The organism is Exiguobacterium sp. s123, assembly GCF_018617075.1.
In the GTDB taxonomy this organism is placed as follows: Bacteria; Bacillota; Bacilli; order Exiguobacteriales; family Exiguobacteriaceae; genus Exiguobacterium; species Exiguobacterium profundum.
On sequence record NZ_JACSJL010000001.1, the window covers coordinates 727,715 to 747,146 of the forward strand.

Annotated in this window: 20 protein-coding genes; 10 read left to right on the plus strand and 10 right to left on the minus strand. The window is 49.1% G+C overall.

Annotation, left to right across the window (positions count from 1 at the left end):
• Positions 1 to 22 precede the first annotated feature (22 nt).
• The 4 genes from KNO72_RS03740 to KNO72_RS03755 all read right to left on the minus strand — a co-directional run bounded on the left by KNO72_RS03740 (position 23) and on the right by KNO72_RS03755 (position 2,980).
• Entirely contained in the window at positions 23 to 1,117 is a 1,095-nt protein-coding gene (locus KNO72_RS03740) for an MBL fold metallo-hydrolase (protein ID WP_214731776.1), read from the minus strand.
• A gap of 196 nt (positions 1,118 to 1,313) precedes the next feature.
• Positions 1,314 to 1,892, minus strand: coding sequence for an SCO family protein (locus tag KNO72_RS03745; protein WP_031421282.1), 579 nt, complete (start codon positions 1,890 to 1,892; stop codon positions 1,314 to 1,316).
• A 13-nt stretch (positions 1,893 to 1,905) separates the two neighbouring features.
• Complete coding sequence (locus tag KNO72_RS03750) at positions 1,906 to 2,319, minus strand: disulfide oxidoreductase (protein WP_214684844.1); 414 nt, start codon at positions 2,317 to 2,319, stop codon at positions 1,906 to 1,908.
• A 1-nt stretch (position 2,320) separates the two neighbouring features.
• Complete coding sequence (locus tag KNO72_RS03755; RefSeq protein ID WP_214689290.1) at positions 2,321 to 2,980, minus strand: DsbA family protein; 660 nt, start codon at positions 2,978 to 2,980, stop codon at positions 2,321 to 2,323.
• A 122-nt stretch (positions 2,981 to 3,102) separates the two neighbouring features.
• On the opposite strand from KNO72_RS03755, the gene KNO72_RS03760 reads away from it, so the two are divergent.
• On the plus strand, positions 3,103 to 4,695 hold the full coding sequence (locus tag KNO72_RS03760) for a diguanylate cyclase domain-containing protein (RefSeq protein WP_214689298.1): 1,593 nt from the start codon (positions 3,103 to 3,105) through the stop codon (positions 4,693 to 4,695).
• A gap of 46 nt (positions 4,696 to 4,741) precedes the next feature.
• Here the strand turns inward: KNO72_RS03760 and KNO72_RS03765 are convergent, their stop codons facing one another.
• The 3 genes from KNO72_RS03765 to KNO72_RS03775 all read right to left on the minus strand — a co-directional run bounded on the left by KNO72_RS03765 (position 4,742) and on the right by KNO72_RS03775 (position 9,712).
• A complete protein-coding gene (locus tag KNO72_RS03765; RefSeq protein WP_214689300.1) occupies positions 4,742 to 5,419 on the minus strand; it encodes a DUF6241 domain-containing protein in 678 nt (225 codons plus the stop codon).
• 138 nt (positions 5,420 to 5,557) lie between these two features.
• Positions 5,558 to 6,838, minus strand: coding sequence for a 2-oxoglutarate dehydrogenase complex dihydrolipoyllysine-residue succinyltransferase (gene odhB, locus KNO72_RS03770; RefSeq protein ID WP_214731778.1), 1,281 nt, complete (start codon positions 6,836 to 6,838; stop codon positions 5,558 to 5,560).
• An 18-nt stretch (positions 6,839 to 6,856) separates the two neighbouring features.
• The gene (locus tag KNO72_RS03775; protein ID WP_015881016.1) at positions 6,857 to 9,712 is read right to left on the minus strand and encodes a 2-oxoglutarate dehydrogenase E1 component; all 2,856 of its coding nucleotides are present in this window, start codon (positions 9,710 to 9,712) and stop codon (positions 6,857 to 6,859) included.
• A 338-nt stretch (positions 9,713 to 10,050) separates the two neighbouring features.
• Here KNO72_RS03775 and KNO72_RS03780 point away from each other — a divergent pair, with 338 nt between their 5' ends.
• The 4 genes from KNO72_RS03780 to KNO72_RS03795 all read left to right on the plus strand — a co-directional run bounded on the left by KNO72_RS03780 (position 10,051) and on the right by KNO72_RS03795 (position 12,612).
• Positions 10,051 to 10,983, plus strand: a complete 933-nt coding sequence (locus KNO72_RS03780; protein WP_074037619.1) for an ABC transporter ATP-binding protein — start codon at positions 10,051 to 10,053, stop codon at positions 10,981 to 10,983.
• Positions 10,961 to 11,698 carry an ABC transporter permease gene (locus KNO72_RS03785; protein ID WP_047795575.1) on the plus strand — a complete coding sequence of 246 codons (738 nt, stop codon included), beginning with the start codon at positions 10,961 to 10,963 and terminating at the stop codon, positions 11,696 to 11,698. Before KNO72_RS03780 ends, KNO72_RS03785 begins: the two co-directional genes overlap by 23 nt.
• 65 nt (positions 11,699 to 11,763) lie before the next feature.
• Positions 11,764 to 12,312: a cysteine hydrolase family protein gene (locus KNO72_RS03790; protein ID WP_214689304.1), complete on the plus strand. Its 549-nt coding sequence runs from the start codon at positions 11,764 to 11,766 to the stop codon at positions 12,310 to 12,312.
• A 105-nt stretch (positions 12,313 to 12,417) separates the two neighbouring features.
• Positions 12,418 to 12,612, plus strand: a complete 195-nt coding sequence (locus KNO72_RS03795; RefSeq protein WP_214689412.1) for a hypothetical protein — start codon at positions 12,418 to 12,420, stop codon at positions 12,610 to 12,612.
• A gap of 41 nt (positions 12,613 to 12,653) precedes the next feature.
• On the opposite strand, the gene KNO72_RS03800 is transcribed toward KNO72_RS03795, so the two are convergent.
• Together KNO72_RS03800 and KNO72_RS03805 are read right to left on the minus strand one after the other, a co-directional pair.
• On the minus strand, positions 12,654 to 13,433 hold the full coding sequence (locus tag KNO72_RS03800; RefSeq protein ID WP_214689306.1) for a sulfite exporter TauE/SafE family protein: 780 nt from the start codon (positions 13,431 to 13,433) through the stop codon (positions 12,654 to 12,656).
• 33 nt (positions 13,434 to 13,466) lie between these two features.
• On the minus strand, positions 13,467 to 13,841 hold the full coding sequence (locus tag KNO72_RS03805) for a rhodanese-like domain-containing protein (RefSeq protein WP_251025633.1): 375 nt from the start codon (positions 13,839 to 13,841) through the stop codon (positions 13,467 to 13,469).
• 115 nt (positions 13,842 to 13,956) lie between these two features.
• On the opposite strand from KNO72_RS03805, the gene KNO72_RS03810 reads away from it, so the two are divergent.
• The 3 genes from KNO72_RS03810 to KNO72_RS15875 all read left to right on the plus strand — a co-directional run bounded on the left by KNO72_RS03810 (position 13,957) and on the right by KNO72_RS15875 (position 16,870).
• Complete coding sequence (locus tag KNO72_RS03810) at positions 13,957 to 14,253, plus strand: rhodanese-like domain-containing protein (RefSeq protein ID WP_015881009.1); 297 nt, start codon at positions 13,957 to 13,959, stop codon at positions 14,251 to 14,253.
• A 28-nt stretch (positions 14,254 to 14,281) separates the two neighbouring features.
• A complete protein-coding gene (locus KNO72_RS03815; protein ID WP_078146472.1) occupies positions 14,282 to 15,682 on the plus strand; it encodes an MBL fold metallo-hydrolase in 1,401 nt (466 codons plus the stop codon).
• A 66-nt stretch (positions 15,683 to 15,748) separates the two neighbouring features.
• The gene (locus tag KNO72_RS15875) at positions 15,749 to 16,870 is read left to right on the plus strand and encodes a TlpA family protein disulfide reductase (RefSeq protein WP_214757281.1); all 1,122 of its coding nucleotides are present in this window, start codon (positions 15,749 to 15,751) and stop codon (positions 16,868 to 16,870) included.
• Between the two features lie 41 nt (positions 16,871 to 16,911).
• On the opposite strand, the gene nfsA is transcribed toward KNO72_RS15875, so the two are convergent.
• The gene (nfsA, locus tag KNO72_RS03825; protein WP_078146470.1) at positions 16,912 to 17,661 is read right to left on the minus strand and encodes an oxygen-insensitive NADPH nitroreductase; all 750 of its coding nucleotides are present in this window, start codon (positions 17,659 to 17,661) and stop codon (positions 16,912 to 16,914) included.
• Positions 17,662 to 17,831: 170 nt separating this feature from the next.
• Here nfsA and KNO72_RS03830 point away from each other — a divergent pair, with 170 nt between their 5' ends.
• Together KNO72_RS03830 and KNO72_RS03835 are read left to right on the plus strand one after the other, a co-directional pair.
• Entirely contained in the window at positions 17,832 to 18,725 is an 894-nt protein-coding gene (locus KNO72_RS03830; RefSeq protein WP_078146469.1) for a DNA/RNA non-specific endonuclease, read from the plus strand.
• 414 nt (positions 18,726 to 19,139) lie between these two features.
• Positions 19,140 to 19,432, plus strand: a 293-nt coding sequence (locus tag KNO72_RS03835; RefSeq protein WP_214757283.1) for a helix-turn-helix domain-containing protein, incomplete at its 3' end; no start/stop codon positions are given.

The window sequence follows — 19,432 nt, forward strand, 5'->3', positions numbered from 1 at the left end:
AAAAAACAAGCGGTGACCAAGGTCATCGCTTGTTTGCGTCTTTGAGCTCTCGCCACCACGTCGTCGTATCATTCCGACCGTCGAGCGTGATTCTCTCCCCGATTTTTGGAGTGAGGACGACTTCTTTTGGTAAGAGAGACGACATCTGTTCCGCTGGGTCGAACCAATCGTGGAACGACAGCGTGAACGCCCCCCAATGGATCGGCATCATTTGGTCGGCCCGTAAATCGTGAAACGCTTGCGCGGTCTCTTCCGGTTGCATATGGACGTCTGGCCAGCGCACGTCATATTGCCCGCATTCAAGTGCGGCAAAATCAAACGGCCCGTACTGTTCGCCAATCATCTTGAAATGCGGCGCGTAGCCACTATCCCCACTGAAGAAGAGCCGATCTGTCTCACCTAGGACGACCCATGATGCCCAGAGTGTGCTGTTGCGGTCCGTCAACGAGCGACCGGAGAAGTGACGCGCCGGCGTACAGACGAATGTCCACGACCCTAACGCATACGACTCGCCCCAATCCCGTTCTACGATTCGTTCTGCCCCGACACCCCATCGTTTCAAATGACTCCCTACCCCGAGCGGTACGATGAACATGGCGACCTTGTCTTGGATGGCAAGAATCGTTCCATAATCGAGATGGTCGTAATGGTCATGTGTCAATAAGACGACATCGATTTCGGGCAAGTCCTCTAGTTCGAACGGCAAGTCTTCACTGAAGCGTTCGTTTTTAGCGAACGGGAGTGGGGATGGGCTACGTCCAAACATCGGATCGACGAGCATCGTCTTCCCGTCCATTTGTACCATGAGCGCCGAATGACCGAGCCAATAGATTCTTGTGAAGCTCGAGTCCGTCTTCTCCTCAAAATCGATTGGCACGATCGGAAGACGTTCGGTAGGCTTACGCAGTGACGTCACATCACGATAGTCGCGCGCCATCGACACCATGTCTTGCGCAGAGAAGTTCATCGGTGTCTCATATTGATTACGGAACTTTCCATTGATTCGGTTCGGAGATTGAAGCGATTTCGGCTTTCGTCCAAGTGGTTTGTACTGTGTCAGAATCGTTCCGGTGACAGCCGCCATTCCAACCAATGAGAGCAACATCGTCTTTTTCATGTAGGTCCTCTTTTCTAATAGTTCGTTGAATTGATTATAGCGTGCCTTCGCCGTTTCTATCCGAGAAAGTATGTCGATTCGCTTATCTTTCAAAAAAATGGCGTGCTCTTCATTGAGCATTCTGGTTATTCCATTATATCAGTTCTCTTAAACCAAAAAGACCTGCTCACCCGTGTTTGGTGGAGCAGGTCTTCGGTTAAGATTTTTGCAAGATTTTAATGTCGTTGATGATGTCTTCGGTCGGAACGTTTTGGAAACCAGGATACGCCTTGATGATCTTTCCTTCCTGGTCGACCAAATAGAAATACGTACCGTGGTCGACTTGTGTACCTTCGTCAGGCTTCCGGACGAGCGCCTTGAAGTTCTGTTGGGCAAACGTTTCAATCTCGTCTTGCGAGTAACCTGAGAGGAACTGCCAATCTGCTTTCGCAAGGTCATAGCCACTCATAAACTCTTTCATCTTCTCCGGAGTGTCCACCGTCGGGTCGACGCTGAAGGAAACGAATTGCACGTCTTCGACGCCCTCTTCTTCAAGCGCTTCATTCAGCTTTGTCATATTGTATGTCATCGGTGGACAGACGGTCTCACAGCTTGTGAAAACGAAATCCGCCATCCACACTTTCCCTTTTAAATCGTCAAGACTGACCATTTCTTCATCTTGATTCGTATATTCGAACGATTCGACTTCCCAGTTGAGCGGATCCTCAATCTCTTGACCGCATCCTGCTAGGACGATAAGCATCGTCGTCAAACCAATCATCCACCATTTCTTCACACATGCCAACTCCTTATCGCTTTTTGACGTTCCACATGAGGATCGTGATGAGCGTGAAAGCTGTCAATGCGAGGAACGGGATTGTGATGAACCCGAGCCAGTTAATGTATTGACCGCTACACGGAACTCCTTGTGCACAAGGTTGAATTTCTGCAAAACCTGGCACTTTCTGTACCAAGTAATGGTAAAGTGATACGAAACCGCCTATGATAGTAAGCGGTAACACATATTTCCGAACCGCCCGATCTTCCGTGAAGACGGCAATCCCCAAGAGGATGGTCAGCGGATACATAAAGATACGTTGAATCCAACATAGCTCACATGGCACGAACTCCCGGATCTCACTGAAGTAGAGACTGCCGAGCGTCGCCGTCAACGAGACGAGCCAAGCGAGGTATAACCCATACTTTTCGAGAAATGATTTCATCTTACAAATCCTGCTCGATCAGCTCTTGGATTTTTTCGTAATCGAACGGGTCTTCGAGCATCACACCGTTGATCATGATAGACGGCGTGAATTGGACACCGTTCTCTTTTACAAGACCATCATCCGTACTGACTTTTTCAAGCACGGTCGATTCTTCCCCAAGGTCTTGCTCAAACTTCGCCAAGTCGACCGATGTCGTCGTCTTGCTTGCGATTTCTTTCAGCTTCTCGACGGTCACCCACGCATTGTCGTGTTGTTGTGATTCCGGTTGCGCATCGTAGAGCGCCTTATGGAACTTCCAGAACGACTCAGGATCTTGCTCGTATACCGACTCGGAAGCGAGGGATGCCAAAATTGATTCTTGTTCATGGAACAAGACGTTAATATAGCTGAAGCTGACGTCTTCCTTGTCGAGATAATCCGCTTTCAGTTGCGGGTAAATCGTTTCACCCCACTGTTTACACGAAGGACACTTGTAATCTCCGAACTCGACGACGGATACTTTCGCATCCGGGTTTCCGAGTGTCGGTTGTCCTTCAATCGAGACGTGATCGCCACGCTCGGCTGTCGTCGACTCATCTTGGTTGAGTAAGACGAACACCAATGCGATTAACGCGACCGCAACGATGGTCAAGATGACCAACAATTGATTCTTTTTCATTCTCTTCACCTCTATCTATTTTGACTCGTCTTTCATTATAGCGGAAGCTCTTCTTCCTATCATGATATCGACTCGTTTTTCATAATTCTCTTCAATTCAAGCTTTAGGAGGTTTATTTACGCATGATCAAGTCTTTTACGATGCGCCTCGGACTCATTTTGGCGCTCAGCATTGCCACGCTCGTCTTTTTACTGACAATCGCCCTCACTTCTCTCATCAGTCATAGGGCATCTGATTCACTCGAACAAGAAATCGGGGAACGCCTCTCGACGACATCGCATCAGTTGGCGGACAAGCTCGATTTTTATATGTGGTCACGCTATCAAGAAGTCCAACTCTTACAAGGTCTCGATTTAGAGGACCGAGATGAAACACGTCGACTCCTCGATCAAGTCCAGACGAACATCCCCGCCTTCTCATGGATGGGCGTCACGGATGCGGCCGGGACCGTCGTCGCTTCGACGAACGGGATTCTCGAGGGAGCCTCGATTGCCGAACGACCGGTTTATCTCAAAGCACAAGATGCTCCCTTTATCGGAGATGTCCACGAGGCGGTCCTCTTAGCTGAATTATTGCCTAATCCGACGGGGGAACCCCTTCAATTCGTCGATATCAGTGTCCCGCTTTTCCAGGACGGCTCGTTTCAAGGGGTACTTGCCACTCATTTAAGCTGGGCCTGGGGGAAAGAAGTACTCGAACATTTCAATCGAACGCTTCATGAACAAGTCGATGATACGGATTTATTCGTCATCAGTGAACGAGACAGTGTCGTGCTCCTCGGTCCAGACGACATGGTCGGAAAACCACTCCCTGTATCCTTTACAGAAGGCGCCTCCGTGAAAGAGTGGGATGACGGTCAAGACTATCTGACAGGCATGTCAATCGGAGAAGGATATGATGAATATCCTGGACTTGGTTGGCAGGTCGTCGTCCGTCAGCCGACGGCAGTCGCGTTTGCACCAGTCGAGACACTTGAAACGAGAATTCTATGGATTGGTTTATTGGCCTCACTTGTGACGGCTGTACTCGGTTGGCTACTCGCTTCGATCGTGACGAGACCGTTGAAGCGAATCACCGAAACGGCTTCGCTCATGGAACAAGGGAAAGCAAACACGTTTCCCCATCAATCAGGAATCAAAGAGATTGAGTCGCTCGCGTTCGCGCTCGAATCGCTCGTCACCTCCCTTACGGAGTCAGAGTCGGAACGGGTACACTTTGAAAAACTAGCGAATCGTGACGCACTGACCGGTCTTTCAAATCGGGTCGCCCTACGTGAGCAGCTGAATCAACTACACACCTCGAAAGAACCGTACGTCTTCTTCTATCTCGACCTCGATGGCTTCAAGGCGGTGAATGATACATATGGTCATGGGGGCGGGGACGAGGTTTTGGTCGAGGTCGCACAACGGTTACGGGCTCTGCCCATCGAGGAGGTCTATCCCGTTCGATTGAGCGGAGACGAGTTCTTCCTCATGTTCCCAAGGACTGAGCGTTCGACCCAACAAATTCGGGAGGTTGGAAACACACTCATCGATACAATTTCTAAACCGATTACGCTAGACATCGCATCGGTGAAAGTCGGGGCTAGTATCGGGGTGTCCATTTGGAGTCCACCGGAACCACCACACATTGCCATCGAACAAGCGGACGACGCGTTATATCGGTCAAAAGCGAACGGGAAACATCAACTTTCTTTCCATGAGTCGCTTTCGTGACATCGTTTCTCCATACGAAAAGGAGTTCGTGATGAACTCCTTTTGCTTATTCTTCCGTATTCGTATTCACGTCTCCCTTCTGTTCTTCCTCTTCTGGCATCGGTTCTAAATCCAGCGTATACACGTATTCTCCCCCAAAGTTATTCAAGATGAACAACTCTTCTTCCGCACGTGTCGCCAGTCCGTTCGAGAATCCGATGGCGGCATACATTTCCTCTAACAAAACGTCCTGCTCTTTATCGATTTCATCGAAGATGGCTTGTTCCCAGCGTTCAATGATACCACCGAGTTGAAGATAGTCATCGTTTTTGATTTTATTCTTGTCACGCAACAACTCCAAATAGTCACGAACCTCTTTCAGATTGTCATGCGTCATCGGGATGGCACCCGCTTTTTCTGTCGCCAAGATTTTTTGATGGGTCATCAGATGCATCGCGTCAATAAGATTCCCTTTGTTCAGCTTTTTGGGATCATCAAAGATGAGTCCCGTCGTCTCCTGTGGATTGATGCGGCGCGTCACATTTTGACGCCGCCCGAGTGGGTCTTCTTCCTTGATGATATCAATCAATTCGAGTGCTCGCGTGTAGTCTTCTTCCGTCATCTGCTCCCGGTCAAGTTCATTTGGATTCGGTCCACTCCAATATGTATAGCCAACATAGGAAGCAATCCCGATGACGACAAGTCCCGTCAGTGCAACCCACCAAAACGCTTTTTTCCGTTTCATTCTGTCCCCACACCCTTTTCTAGCTATTCTCCATCAAGGATAACATATTTACCCAACAACAAATCCCATAAAAAGGGTTTCAATATAACCTTACAAAAAAAACACTCGCCCCTACATAGGAGCGAGTACCTTCTCGTTTTACGCTTCGAACAATAATTGTTCTGGATCTTCAATCATGTCTTTAATGTGCTTGAGGAATGTCACAGCCTCACGACCATCTACGATTCGGTGGTCATACGAGAGTGCCACGTACATCATCGGACGGTTCTCCATTGTATCCGCATCGATGGCGACTGGACGGAGTTGAATCGAGTGCATCCCAAGGATAGCGACTTGCGGTCCGTTCAAGATTGGTGTCGAGAGGAGTGAACCGAACACGCCACCGTTTGTGATCGTGAACGTACCACCTGTCAAATCACTCAACCCGAGTTTGTTGTTACGCGCTTTGTCCGCGAGGTGAAGGATATCTTTCTCGATCTCCCCGAAGTTTTTGCGGTCCGCTTCACGGACGACCGGAACGACGAGACCATCTGGAGCCGAAACGGCGATTCCGATGTCATAATATTTCTTCAAGACGATTTCGTTACCTTGGATCTCAGCGTTCAAGTAAGGCATCCGCTTGAGAGCCGCCACTGCTGCTTTCGTGAAGAATGACATGAAGCCGAGTTTGACATCGTTGTCTTTCACGAACTTCTCTTGGCGACGTTTACGAAGTGCCATGACCGCAGACATGTCGATTTCATTGAACGTCGTGAGCATCGCTGCCGTCTGTTGCACTTCAACGAGACGGTTCGCAATCGTCTGACGGCGACGTGTCATTTTGATGCGCTCTTCTTCTTTTCCATTTGCAGCTGCAGCTGGTTGTGGTGCCGAAGCTGCCGCCGCTGGTTTCTGCTCTTTCACAGCCGGTTTCTCTTCATGTCTCGATACATCATGGACGTTGATGCGCCCGATTGGATCATTCGTTTGAACGGCTGAGAGATCGATGCCTTTCTCACGAGCGAGTTTACGTGCAGCCGGTGTCGCGATTGGTCCTTTACCCGGGCTCGCCACGTGCTCTTCACGTTTCTCGACTTTCTTGCCTTCTTCAATAGACTCTGTCTTTTTCTCAGTCGGTGCTTCTGTTTTCGTTTCTGTCGCGTTTTCCGTCTTCGTCTTCGTCGCGACAGCCGTTCCGCCACCAGAACCTGAACCGAGACGTGCGATGACTTCACCGACTTGAACCGTGTCCCCTTCTCCGGCAAGTTGCTCTTCTAACACACCCGCTTCGTCAGCCGGGACTTCGATATTGACTTTATCTGTCTCGAGCTCGACGATGGCTTCACCTTTTTCGACTTGGTCGCCTGGCTGTTTGAGCCATGTCGCGACCGTTCCTTCCGTAATGGACTCTGCTAACTCCGGTACTTTGATTTCGATCACAATGAGTTCCCCCTTAACTTATTTACGATCTTTTTGATATGTGCTCGTGCCTGCACCGCTCGAGACGACGTCACGAGAGAGTGCTTCACGGATGATGCGTGCTTGTTCTTGTTTATGAGCTGTCGGATTCCCTTCAGCCGGACTCGAACGACGGCGACGACCGATATAACGGACATCGAGTCGGTTCGTTGTGACCGCTTCTAAACGAGGCTCGATATATGTCCAAGCCCCCATGTTTTTCGGTTCTTCCTGAACCCAGACGATTTCACGCGCGTTCGGATAACGGCTGATGACGTCACGAATCTCACGAACCGGGAACGGATAGATTTCTTCGACCCGGACGATATGCAAGAAGTCGAGTGACTCTTCTGACTTGCCGACCGCTTCCGCGAGGTCGATTGCCATTTTCCCTGTACAGAAAACAAGACGTTCGACTTTCTCTGTGTTTTCCCCGAGACCTGGTTGTTCGACGATTGGTTTAAAGCTCTCTTCCGTGAACGCCTCGACTGGTGACGTGGCGAGCGGATGACGAAGCAGACTCTTCGGTGTCATGATGATCATCGGACGAATCTCTTCTTTCCCGAGCATCTCTGCTTGACGACGAAGAATATGGAAGTACTGTGCCGCAGACGAAAGGTTTGCGACTGTCCAGTTTTTCTCCCCGGCAAGTGTCAAGTAACGTTCCATACGTGCACTTGAGTGCTCCGGCCCTTGTCCTTCGTAACCGTGCGGTAAGAGCATGACGAGGCCTGACTTTTGGCCCCATTTCGCGCGTCCCGCCGAGATGAACTGGTCGAACATGACTTGTGCCGAGTTCGCGAAGTCACCGTATTGTGCTTCCCACAGGACGAGTGTATCTTGTGCGAATACGTTGTAGCCATATTCAAATCCAAGCACCGAACCTTCTGAGAGCGGGCTGTTATAGACCGAGAACGATGCTTTCGCCGTCGACAACTCATGGAGTGGCGAGAATTTCTTACCTGACTCGACATCGTTCAACATGATGTTCCGTTGGGCGAACGTTCCGCGCTCTGAATCTTGACCGCTCAAGCGGACCGGCGTACCATCTGAAAGAATTGACGCGAAGGCGAGCGTCTCCGCATGACCCCAGTCAATTTTTCCACCTTCGCTGAACGCATCACGACGACGGTCGAGTACTTTTTGAAGCTTATGGAAGACACCAAAGCCTTCCGGCCAGTTCAATAACTCTTCATTCAATTGCGTGAGGAATTCTCGTTCGACGCTCGTATCGACTTTCGGGAATCCTTTATGGACCGCATCCGGTAACACGATGTCTGCATCCTCTTCTTCAGAAGGAACGAGATCACGTGCCGCCTTTAATGCCTCTTCGATTTTTTGTTCGATTTGCGCCTTCTCATCTTTCGTCATGACGCCTTCTTCCTCAAGTCGTGCGGCATAGACGTGACGGACAGACTGGTGTCCTTTGATGGCTTTGTAAAGGACCGGGTTCGTGTTCATCGGTTCGTCCATTTCGTTGTGACCGTATCGGCGGTACCCGATCAAGTCGACCAAGATATCTTTATGGAACTTGGCACGATACTCACTGATCAACTTCGCGACGGCAACACATGCCTCCGGATCATCCGCATTCACATGGAAGACCGGAATCTCGTAGCCTTTGGCGATATCACTTGCGTAACGCGTCGACCGTGAATCGTTCGGGTCCGTTGTGAAACCGATTGTGTTGTTGGCGATGACGTGAACCGTCCCACCTGTACGGTAACCCGTCAAGTTTGTCATGTTGAGTGTCTCCGCGACGATGCCTTGTCCTGGGAAGGCCGCATCTCCGTGGATCAAGATTGAGGCTGCCAAATCGTCGTGCTGTACAGCCGATCCTTTTTCAGAACGGTCATCTTGTGCGGCACGCGTGTATCCTTCGACGACCGACCCGACGAACTCGAGGTGACTCGGGTTGTTCGCCAAGTTGAGACGGACTTCTTTTTGCTGTTCGACCACTTTCCGGTCAAGACCGAGGTGATATTTCACATCGCCTGACCAACCGAAGTTGATGCCGATTGACCCTTCAGATGGGATCAATTCTTTGTTCGGTGCGTGCTGGAACTCCGCAAAAATCATTTCGTATGGTTTGCCGAGAACATGGGCAAGTACGTTCAAACGTCCACGGTGGGCCATCCCGATGTTGATATGTTCCGAACCGCTCGAAATGAGGCCTCCGACCATCGCATCGAGAAGTGGCACCATCGCATCCAATCCTTCGATCGAGAAGCGTTTTTGTCCGACGTATGTTTTATGAAGGAATGATTCAAACAGTTCTGTTTCAGCCAAACGTTTGAATAACTCAATTTTTTCTTCTTTCGAGAAGGTTTGCTGTAACGCCCCTTGTTCGACTTGACGACGAATCCACTTCTTCTCTTCCATGTCATCTAAGTGACGGAGTTCGATGGCGACCGTTCCTGTATAAACGTCAAGCAAGTGACGGAATAGTTCCAAGGCGCTCGCGTTTGGTTTTGGTGCATCATCTGATAAAAGGCGGGCTGGAATTTGTTTTAAGTCTTCTTCTGTCAAATCATAGCGTGACAGTTCGAATAACTCCTGCTCGCGCGGATGGTCTTTTAGTGGATAAATATCAGCTGCTTTATGACCGAAAGCACGGATGTCGTTGATGAGCCGTGTCGCCGAAACGACCTTCTCTAAATCAAACGATGGACCCGAGACTGGAACTTCTGTCGGTGTCGACGTTTCCGGTGCCCCAAATTCGTCAAAATATCGGCGCGTTTCTTCATCGACCGATGATGGGTCTTCCAAATATTGTTCGTACAGTTCAATGATGTAGCCTAAGTTAGGACCATAAAATGCTTGCGATTTCTCGTGAACATTCGACGACTCTCCCATTGAATAAATCCCCCTTATCCATTCCTAAACGTTCAATCTGTGAACGCTTTCATTTTAACATGTAGCCCGAAGCAGTTCACCTTTCTCCTACCCTGGTGAACAAAACCAAATCTTGCCTCTTACGCTCAACTTCATACTACACCTTTCGTCGCAGAAAGACCCTTACAAATTCACAATTCGTCCATACTATTTCAATAAGTTTTGCTTATCGATAAATTGTGTCTTGATGTATTTGTTTCAACAATTTCAAAAAAAAGATGAAACCTTATTTCAAACAGCCTCGTAATAGGGAGTGTAGGCATTACACTATTACTCTTAACAGAAAGCTAGGTGACCACATGTTATCCGTACAAAATGTCCATAAAAAGATGGGAAAAGCAACGGTATTGACAAATGTCAGTTTTGACGTTGTTCCAGGAGAAATTTTCGGATTCCTCGGACCGAACGGCGCCGGGAAGACGACAACTATTCGAATCATCACAGGTCTCATGCCTGCGACGCACGGGACCGTGACAGTCGATGGGTATGACGTGGCGAACAACCGCCAAGAAGCGCTCAGCCGAATCGGGGCCATCGTCGAGAATCCTGCATTCTATCCGTACATGACGGGCCGGGAAAACTTGATTCATGCGATGAACTTGATTCCGAACTTGAAAAAAGTCGACTTGAATGCACTCGGTGCCCTCGTCGGACTCGACGGAAAGCTCGATATGAAAGTCAAACAGTACTCACTCGGGATGAAACAGCGCCTCGGGATTGCCCGTGCCTTGTTGCATAACCCAAAAGTGCTCATCTTAGATGAGCCGACGAACGGTCTTGACCCAGCCGGGATCGCCGACCTTCGGAATTACTTACGCCATCTTGCGGACCACCGCGGAATCGCCATCCTTATCTCGAGCCATTTATTGAGCGAGATGGAATTGATCACCGACCGTTTCGCAATCATTGACCAAGGACAAATCAAGTCAGTGGAAGACGGACAGACGAAGGCTGACAGCGTCATCCTCTGTAAAGTTGCCAAGGAACAGATGAACGAGGCACTTGACGTCGCAGCACTCGCCTTCGATGATGTGAAAATCGTCCAGCAGTCTGCCGAGTCGTTTATCGTACCGCGTCAAGAGACAGACATTCCGGTCTTACTGAAACAATTAATCGAGCGCGATATCGCCGTCTATCAAATTGGCATGAAACACGAGTCACTCGAAGAACAATTCTTGAAATTGACGAAAAAAGAAGGAGGTACGAACAATGCGTTCATTACTCAGCAATGAATGGATGAAATGGCGTCGTACGATTAAACCATACGTCGCCCTAGGCGTGTATACAGCAATCATCCTCATCGTATACGCTGTATTGGCCAGTGGTGAAGGTACACCAGAAGCGGCATCATTCTTTGAATTTTCAACGATGGGTGCCATCGCTTTCTTGAGTATTTTTACGATTGTCTTTACGGCCGAGATGGTCGGGAACGAATTGAAATTTGATACGTTGAAACACTTGTTGATGAGCCCGTACTCTCGCGACCGCATCTTATTGTCGAAGCTCGTCATGGCCGTCCTCGTCATGTTGCTCCAATTCGTCTTTATCTTGGTCGTCGCGTTCGGGTTCTCACTCACGTTAGACGGCTCTGTCACATGGGATGTCGTCCGTCCGATCCTCATCAGTGTGAGCGGACCGATCTTCATCATCTTCTTGACGCTCATGTTCTCGGTCGTCTTCAAGTCGGTCGGCGTCGTCATCGGTTTCACGGTACTCGCAAACTTCGCCTCAAGTATCATCGGCGGTCTTCTCGTCGCTTGGAAACCTGAGCTTGCGAAATGGATTGTCTTCTTGCATACAGACCTTTCCATCTATGACGTCAACCCAGAGTTTATGAAAGCGATGGACGCTACGATGGGCTTCTCGATTTTCTATGTCGCCCTTCATATCATCGCCTTCTATCTCATCACGGCATTTATGTTCCGCAGTAAAACGTTCGCTGAATAAGCATACTTCAAATGAAAAAGTGGTACCTCTTTGCTATAGGAGTTTTATAGTAAGGAGGTATTTCTATGTCTAGGACGGCATTACTCATTATTGATTTGTTCAATGATTTTGATTTTGAAGGTGGCGACATGCTACGTAAACATACGGAAGCGATTGTTGAACCGATTCTCGAGCTTAAAAAGCACTTTAAAGAGTTGGACTTGCCCGTCATTTATTGTAATGATAACTTCGGACAATGGAAAGATAGCACGGAAGACATCATTGAGTATGTAAAGGCTTCTAAGGGTGAACATATTGCCTCGCAAATCGAACCGGAAGATGAAGAGTATTTTATTATAAAACCAAGGCACTCCACTTTCTTTGGAACTCAGTTAGATATTTTACTTCGTCAGTTAAACGTGACGAAATTGATTTTAACCGGAGTCGCGACGGATATTTGTATCCTCTTTTCTGCAAATGATGCATATATGCGTGACTATGATATATATGTACCTCGTGATTGTGTGGCGGCAGAAACATCAAAACGTCACGAAAGTGCCTTGACGATTATCGATAAAGCACTGGGAATTGAAATATCTCCTGTGTCTGAATATATGAGTCACATTCAAAAGTGATTTATAGTAATCAGCGTGGTCACAAAATCCCAACATTTAGAACGTTTTCAAGCTCTTCTTTTAAGCTATTCTTAAGTTATAACGGTCAGTAAAGGGTGTGATATTTTGTACCTAACAATCGGATTAGCCTTGCTCGTCTGTTTGATTGCAATGATTTTCACTATTATGGTCGGGCTCGGGAAAGACCGCTCCACGTACAGTCAAAAGAAGAGCTGGTCGATGGTATCTTGGCTCTACATCATCTTGCTCCCTGTCTCGTTCATCGGACTCGGACTCCTCTACTATTTCATTACGAAATAACACAAAAATCACGATGCCAGCATATAGGCATCGTGATTTTTTTATGCAATCAAGTCACTCCAGATTTTGATGGTACTCGCCAAGATGAGTAGCGCTAAAATCCATTGGAGTGCTTTTGTATTCATATTCTTCCCGACATTCGCCCCGATTGGAGCGGCAATCAGGCTCGCGATAATCATAATGACGGCCGGACCCCAGACAATTTGATCGGTGATGATCTTACCGAACGTCGAGCCAATCGACGAGATGAAGGTGATGGCGAGAGAACTCGCAATCGCCATCTTCGTCGGGATGCGTAAGACGACAAGCATGATCGGCATGAGAATGAAGGCTCCCGCTGCCCCGACGATTCCTGCGGCGATTCCTACAATGGAGGCAGAGCTTGCTGCGATCACTTTGTTGAACCGGACTTGGTCGAGTGGCATATCGTCCACTTGTGGCTTCGGCAAGAACATCATGATTGTGGCAATCGTTGCGAGTACGGCATAGACGACATTGATCATCACTTCCGAAAGAATCGTCGATCCGTATCCACCGATGAAGCTACCAATTAATACCGACACCCCCATGTAAAGAATCAACTGCTTGTTTAAGTATCCACCTTTACGATAAGCATAAATCCCGCCGATTGTCGCAAAGAACACTTGAATCGCACTGATTCCGGATACTTCATGCGCGCTGAAAGCCGCGAACCCTAGAATCGGTGGAATGTATAGCAACATCGGATACTTGATGATCGATCCACCAATCCCGACCATCCCAGAAATGAACGACCCGATAAATCCAATTAGAAAGATTGTAATGATAAACCCGAACTCCATATAGACTCCTCCATTTGCTCTCGTCTTCTCTACTTATTCAATCGATTCCCAGGCCATCATCCCGCCTGATACGTCATAGATTTCCGTATAGCCGGCATCCTGTAATTGACTAGCAGCCTGGGCACTTCGGTTACCGCTCCGACAGATCACATAGATTGGTTCGTCTTTCGGATAAGGCAGTTGATTTGCATCTAATGAAGAAAGTGATGCGTTCACCGCCCCTTCGATATGCCCCCCCTCGTATTCAGACGATTCTCGTACGTCAAGGAGTGTTATTTCTTCGTTTTCCAATTTGTTTTGTAGAGTTTTAACGTCAATTCTCGTAATTTCATCCTTTTCTGATGTGGTTACAAAGATAAAAATCGCCATTAAAGCCAAAACTCCGACAAATAAGGAAATTCTCTTCATGTTTTACCCTCCAATTCTTTTCACTTGCGCTCATTATACCTTATGGGGTATATTAAAGCCAACGAAACATTCTCGTTGCCAAAAACCTTAACCATGAAAAGGAGATCACAGACTCATGAAGACGATTACGACTACTGAATTAGAAGCGTTACTTCAAGCAGACGACTCACTCAACCTCATCGATGTGCGAGAGGTAGACGAATATGCTGGAGGTCACATCAAACAAGCGAAGAACGTACCACTTTCTGAATTCGGGGCAAAAGTCGATGAGCTCGATCGCTCTAAACCGATTCACGTCATTTGCGCAGCCGGCGGACGCAGCATGAACGCATCTGCCTATCTCGATTCACTCGGATTCGATGTCACGAACGTCGACGGTGGGATGATGAGCTGGCAAGGCGAAGTCGAATAAACGATTACATCCATAGGGGGAAATTGATATGCTATTACGTTATTTTTATGATGAAAAATTAGCACAAGCTTCATATATGGTCGGTTGCCAAATGACGGGAGAAGCCATCGTCATCGACCCGGCCCGTAACATCGAACCTTATCTTCAAGAAGCGAAAAAAGAAGGTATGAACATCGTCGCAACGGCAGAGACGCATATCCATGCGGACTTTGTATCGGGATCACTCGAACTCGCGAAGCGCACAGGTTCGAAAGCCTACCTATCAGACGAAGGTGATGCTTCTTGGAAGTATGCATTCGCGAAAGAAATTGACGCACAGCTCGTCAAAGAAGGCGACACGTTCAAAATCGGAAACGTGACACTTGAAGTCATGCACACACCGGGTCACACACCGGAACATATCTCGTTCCTCCTTTATGACCGGAACCAGACACAACCGATGGGGATCTTCACAGGAGACTTCGTCTTCGTCGGGGATATCGGTCGCCCTGACCTTCTCGAAGAAGCGGCCGGTGTGAAAGGAACGACGGCAATCGGTGCGGAACAAATGTTTGATTCACTCAAAAAGTTCATGGCACTTCCTGACTTCGTTCAAGTCTGGCCAGGACACGGTGCAGGTAGTGCTTGCGGGAAAGCGCTCGGCGCGATTCCAACATCGACGGTCGGTTACGAGAAAGCGACGAACTGGGCGCTTCAAATGACGGATAAAGATGCCTTCATCAAAGAGTTGACGACGGATCAACCCGAACCACCGAACTACTTTGCCATGATGAAAAAAGTGAACAAAGAAGGTATCCAAGTGACGACGGAAGTCGCTCGTCCTGAAGTCATCGGGTCGGACCGTCTCGATACACTCGTCGAAGAGACGCAAGTCGTCGACACGCGTAAAGGAGAAGACTTTGCGAACGGACACGTACCAGGGACAATCAACATCCCGTACAACAACAAGTTCGTCTCGTGGGCTGGCTGGCTCGTCAACTTCGACAAAGACATCACACTTATCGCAAGTGCGGATGACGTCGATCAAGTGCAGACCGACCTTCAATCAATCGGTCTCGATCGCCTTCGCTTCATCGTCCCAGTCGAAGAGCTCGACGCATCACTTTTGACGGAAACGTATACGGACGTGACGGCAGAAGAAGCAATCGAAGCTGCTGAAAAAGGTGACGTCTTCGTCCTCGACGTTCGAAACGCGACAGAATGGAACGCGAGCCATTACGAAAAGGCAGAGCGCATCTTGCTCGGTAAGCTCGCAAGTGACCACGAAGGTCTTCCGACAGATCGAACGATTGCGGTGCATTGTGCGTCAGGCGTCCGCTCACGCATGGCGGCAAGTGTCCTTCAATCGCTCGGCTACAAAGATATCCACAATATCCTCGGTGGCTATGGCGCGATGAAAACTGTCTTGAACGCTCAACAAATCAAGTAATGCTATACTGACTATGAATATGGCGCCCGCTTCGAGAGGGGCGCCTTTTGTTTAGGAGGGAAAGACGTGGTCGCCATCGGTCCACTCAACATTCGTTTCGATTTACTCATCTTTTTACTAAGCCTTGCCGTCCTTTACGGCATCTTCCGCTTTCTCGGGTTGTCGAGTAAACAGCGTGAAGCCGTCATCGGGACATGGTTCTATGGTTTTCTTGCCTGGAAAGGAAGTGCCATCGTCATCGGTCTGTTGACGACACGTGACCTATCGCTCGCTCTTTACGCCACAGGAGGCGTATGGTCTCAATGGATTGCAGCTGCTGTCGTCCTTTGGTTCGTCTATCGACTCGACCGGAACCTTTTAGGGTATTGGGTGCTGAGCGGACTCCTCATTTGGTTCGGAATGACACTCGCGGTTCCAGTATACGGGACGATTTTGAACCTTTCCGACCAGCCGATTCATCTATGGAGCGCCATGCTCATTTTTCTGCTACTCGGAACGACGTGGCGCTGGATGCATGAACCGACTCGTGGAAACATTCTTTGGACAGTATGCGGTGCATCCGGCATCTGGCTATTTAAGTCATATGCGGTCGGACAGATTCAATGGTGGATAATTGTCATCGCCCTCGTTCTCTTCGGATTGACGGTCTATCTCGCCCGCCCTTCAAAGAAAGTGATTCAAATTAGTGTCGGAGTCCTGGTCGTTCTCGCGGTCGTGAATGCTGTCCTGCCAGAGAAAGCGACACAATCTGTCACGACAGAGACGGCGTCAACCGGTTTGAACATCGGGCAAATTCCCCCTTCGTTCGAATTACAGCGAACTGATGGGAGTACATTCGACTTAACTTCACTAAGTGGTCAGCGCGTCGTCGTCAACTTTTGGGCGTCCTGGTGCCCGCCTTGTCGGGCGGAGATGCCGGATATGGCGGCGTTCGCGAAAGAGCGAGATGACGTGACCATCGTCGCCGTCAACACGACGACGAGTGAACGCGACCCCGCCGATGCCGTCTCGTTCGTCGAACCGTATGAAGACGCATTTACCGTCGTCTATGACCGTGACGGCCAAGTTGGAGATGCGTATCGGATTCAGGCGATGCCGACGACGTATGTGCTCGATGAATCGGGTGTGATCATCGCGAAGCAATTTGGTGCCATCGACAAGAATTGGCTCGACGCCCAATTGAATTGAACATGACAAAACCGCCGACAAAGAGTTGTCGGCGGTTTATCTTATTGCTTCAAATAGCCTTGTGCTTTCAAAAAGTCTTTGACGTCAAGCCGTGTCGATTTCGACAACATGCGCCCCATTTGACCAGTCCACGTATCTTTACGCGGGTTCGAGCCACGGACCATATAGTAATCGTGGATCAACGCATCGTAATCGGAAAGGGACTGCTTCATCCGTTCTGGATTCGCTTCATACATATTTTCATGGTAGACATGTTGGAACGGTAAGCGTGGTTTTTGATCCTCGACTGAGGCCGGTACACCGACGGCCATCCCGAAGAGCGGAATGACCCGTTCCGGCAATACGAGCACTTCTTTCACCGCAAAGAGGTCGTTCCGAATGCCACCGATATAACAAATTCCGAGCCCCATCGACTCTGCCGCCACTGCTGCATTTTGAGAGGCAAGTGCAGCGTCGATCACCGCGACAAGCAACTTTTCATCAGTCTCAAGTGTTGAGGACACTTCTGTTTCTTGCAGTTCACCAATCACTTCATGGCGGTGCAAATCCGCACAAAAAACGAAGAAGTGACCGTTCTCGACGACATAGGACTGGTTGCCCGCAATCTCGGCAAGTCGTTTCTTCTTCGCTTCATCGGTCACCCCGATGATGGAGTAGGCTTGGATAAAGCTAGACGTCGATGCCCGTTGTGCGCTCTCGACGATGGTCTGGATTTGTTTGTCTGTCAATTTCTCGTCCGTAAAATCGCGGACGGAACGGTGGTTCAATAAAGTCTCAATCACTTCGTTCATACGTTCTTCCCCCTTTTTTTCAATCTTGGCATAAGCTCTCTGAATCCACAAATGAGAGGAATCCATCGAGCACATTTTGAGGGAGGACGCTCACATCTCGTCTTCTTATGCTATCATTATAAGCTACATAGTAAATACGACAGTGTAACTTCGAATAAGGAGCGAGATAGATGAAAAGAATACCATTTTACATTCCATTTCTGCTTGGGGTGCTGCTCCTCTCCGGTTGTACGGATGCCGATGTGAGCGTCCCGACATCGACGTCAACTGAGCAAACAGTTGAAGAGGAACCTGTACAAGAGGAACAAACCACCGAGATCCCTGAATCTGAAGGCGATCTTTTTGAAGGCTATACGAAGATCGAGGTCGATGGCGGCGATCAGTCCGGCACACGTGAAGCGAATGTCGTCGTCGATATCGGCTTCGGCGATCGTGAGTATTGGGCGTTCACGAACGAACATGGTCAACTGGTTCGTGTGATTGCCGACGAAATCACGCTTCAAGACGATGAAACCGAAGACGTTAATTCTTCAGGACGCTATTATGCAGACGAGGCAAAAGTTCCGGGTGTCGAAGACCCGAACCTCGACGAAGGCCATATCATCGCCGATTCACTTGGCGGTGTCTCGAACGCCTATAACATCACGCCACAAAACAGCGCACTCAACCGTTACGGCGACCAGGCATTCATGGAAGATGTCATCCGGAAGGCTGGCGGGGCGAAAGACTTCGAAGCCATCATCACCTATCCGAACACGACGACTCAGATTCCTTCCCGCTACCAATACACGTATACCGTACGGGGCAATACGGTCACCGATACGTATGATAACGTGGATCCGGAGGAAGTGAACGAATCGCTCGGATTGACGGATGATTCCCCTCCTGCAGTGACGACGGAGCCGGTCGAGGAACGTGAATTATCCGATATCGACCTTGACGGAAATGGACAAGTGACGATCAAAGAAGCCAAAAATGCCGGATTCGAGATGCCGATTACGCGTGACCATTGGTTGTACCAGTATATGGACGACCGAGACGGTGACGGGATGGTCGGGGAATAACTATTAGGAGAGATGATATGCATAAAATTGGATTTATAGGTGTTTTCTTTACTTTGTTCTCGCTTTTTTTGATAGAGGTTATATCGTATAGCAACGGGATAACAGAAGCGCCAAATCCTTTACTAGAACGTACACTTGTTTATATTGTTCTAATGGGACTTCTATCTGGTGTCTTGATTCTCATTGACTCTATTATTTATTTTAACAAAAGTAGGCGATAATTCTCCCTCCTCTAAGCGTCTCGGGGCGTAGCCCAGCGTAGGTGGGAGATGAATCGTCCGGTCCAAACATCTTTTCCCCTTGTGACAGATAGGACGAACAAAAGTTCGTGATTCCGTCAGATTTTCCATCCCCCTTCGCGGGTATCGGATGAGGAAGATACATCACGATCTGCTGGAAGGAGGAGGGACGGACATGCTGAAAGGCTACAAATACAGGCTCCACCCGACGCCGGCACAGGCCGAGTTCCTCATCAAGACGATTGGCTGCGCCCGGTTCATCTACAACAAGCTGCTCGAGGACCGCATCGCCATCCGCGAGGAGGCGAAGGCGGGGGACGGGACGAGACGGAAACCGGCGACACCCGCATCCTACAAGCCCCTGTTCCCGTTCCTCGCTGAGGCGGACAGCCTCGCGCTCGCGAACGCGAAGCTGAACCTCGACACCGCGTTCGCGAAGTTCTTCGCCGGGACGGGCGGCTTCCCGGC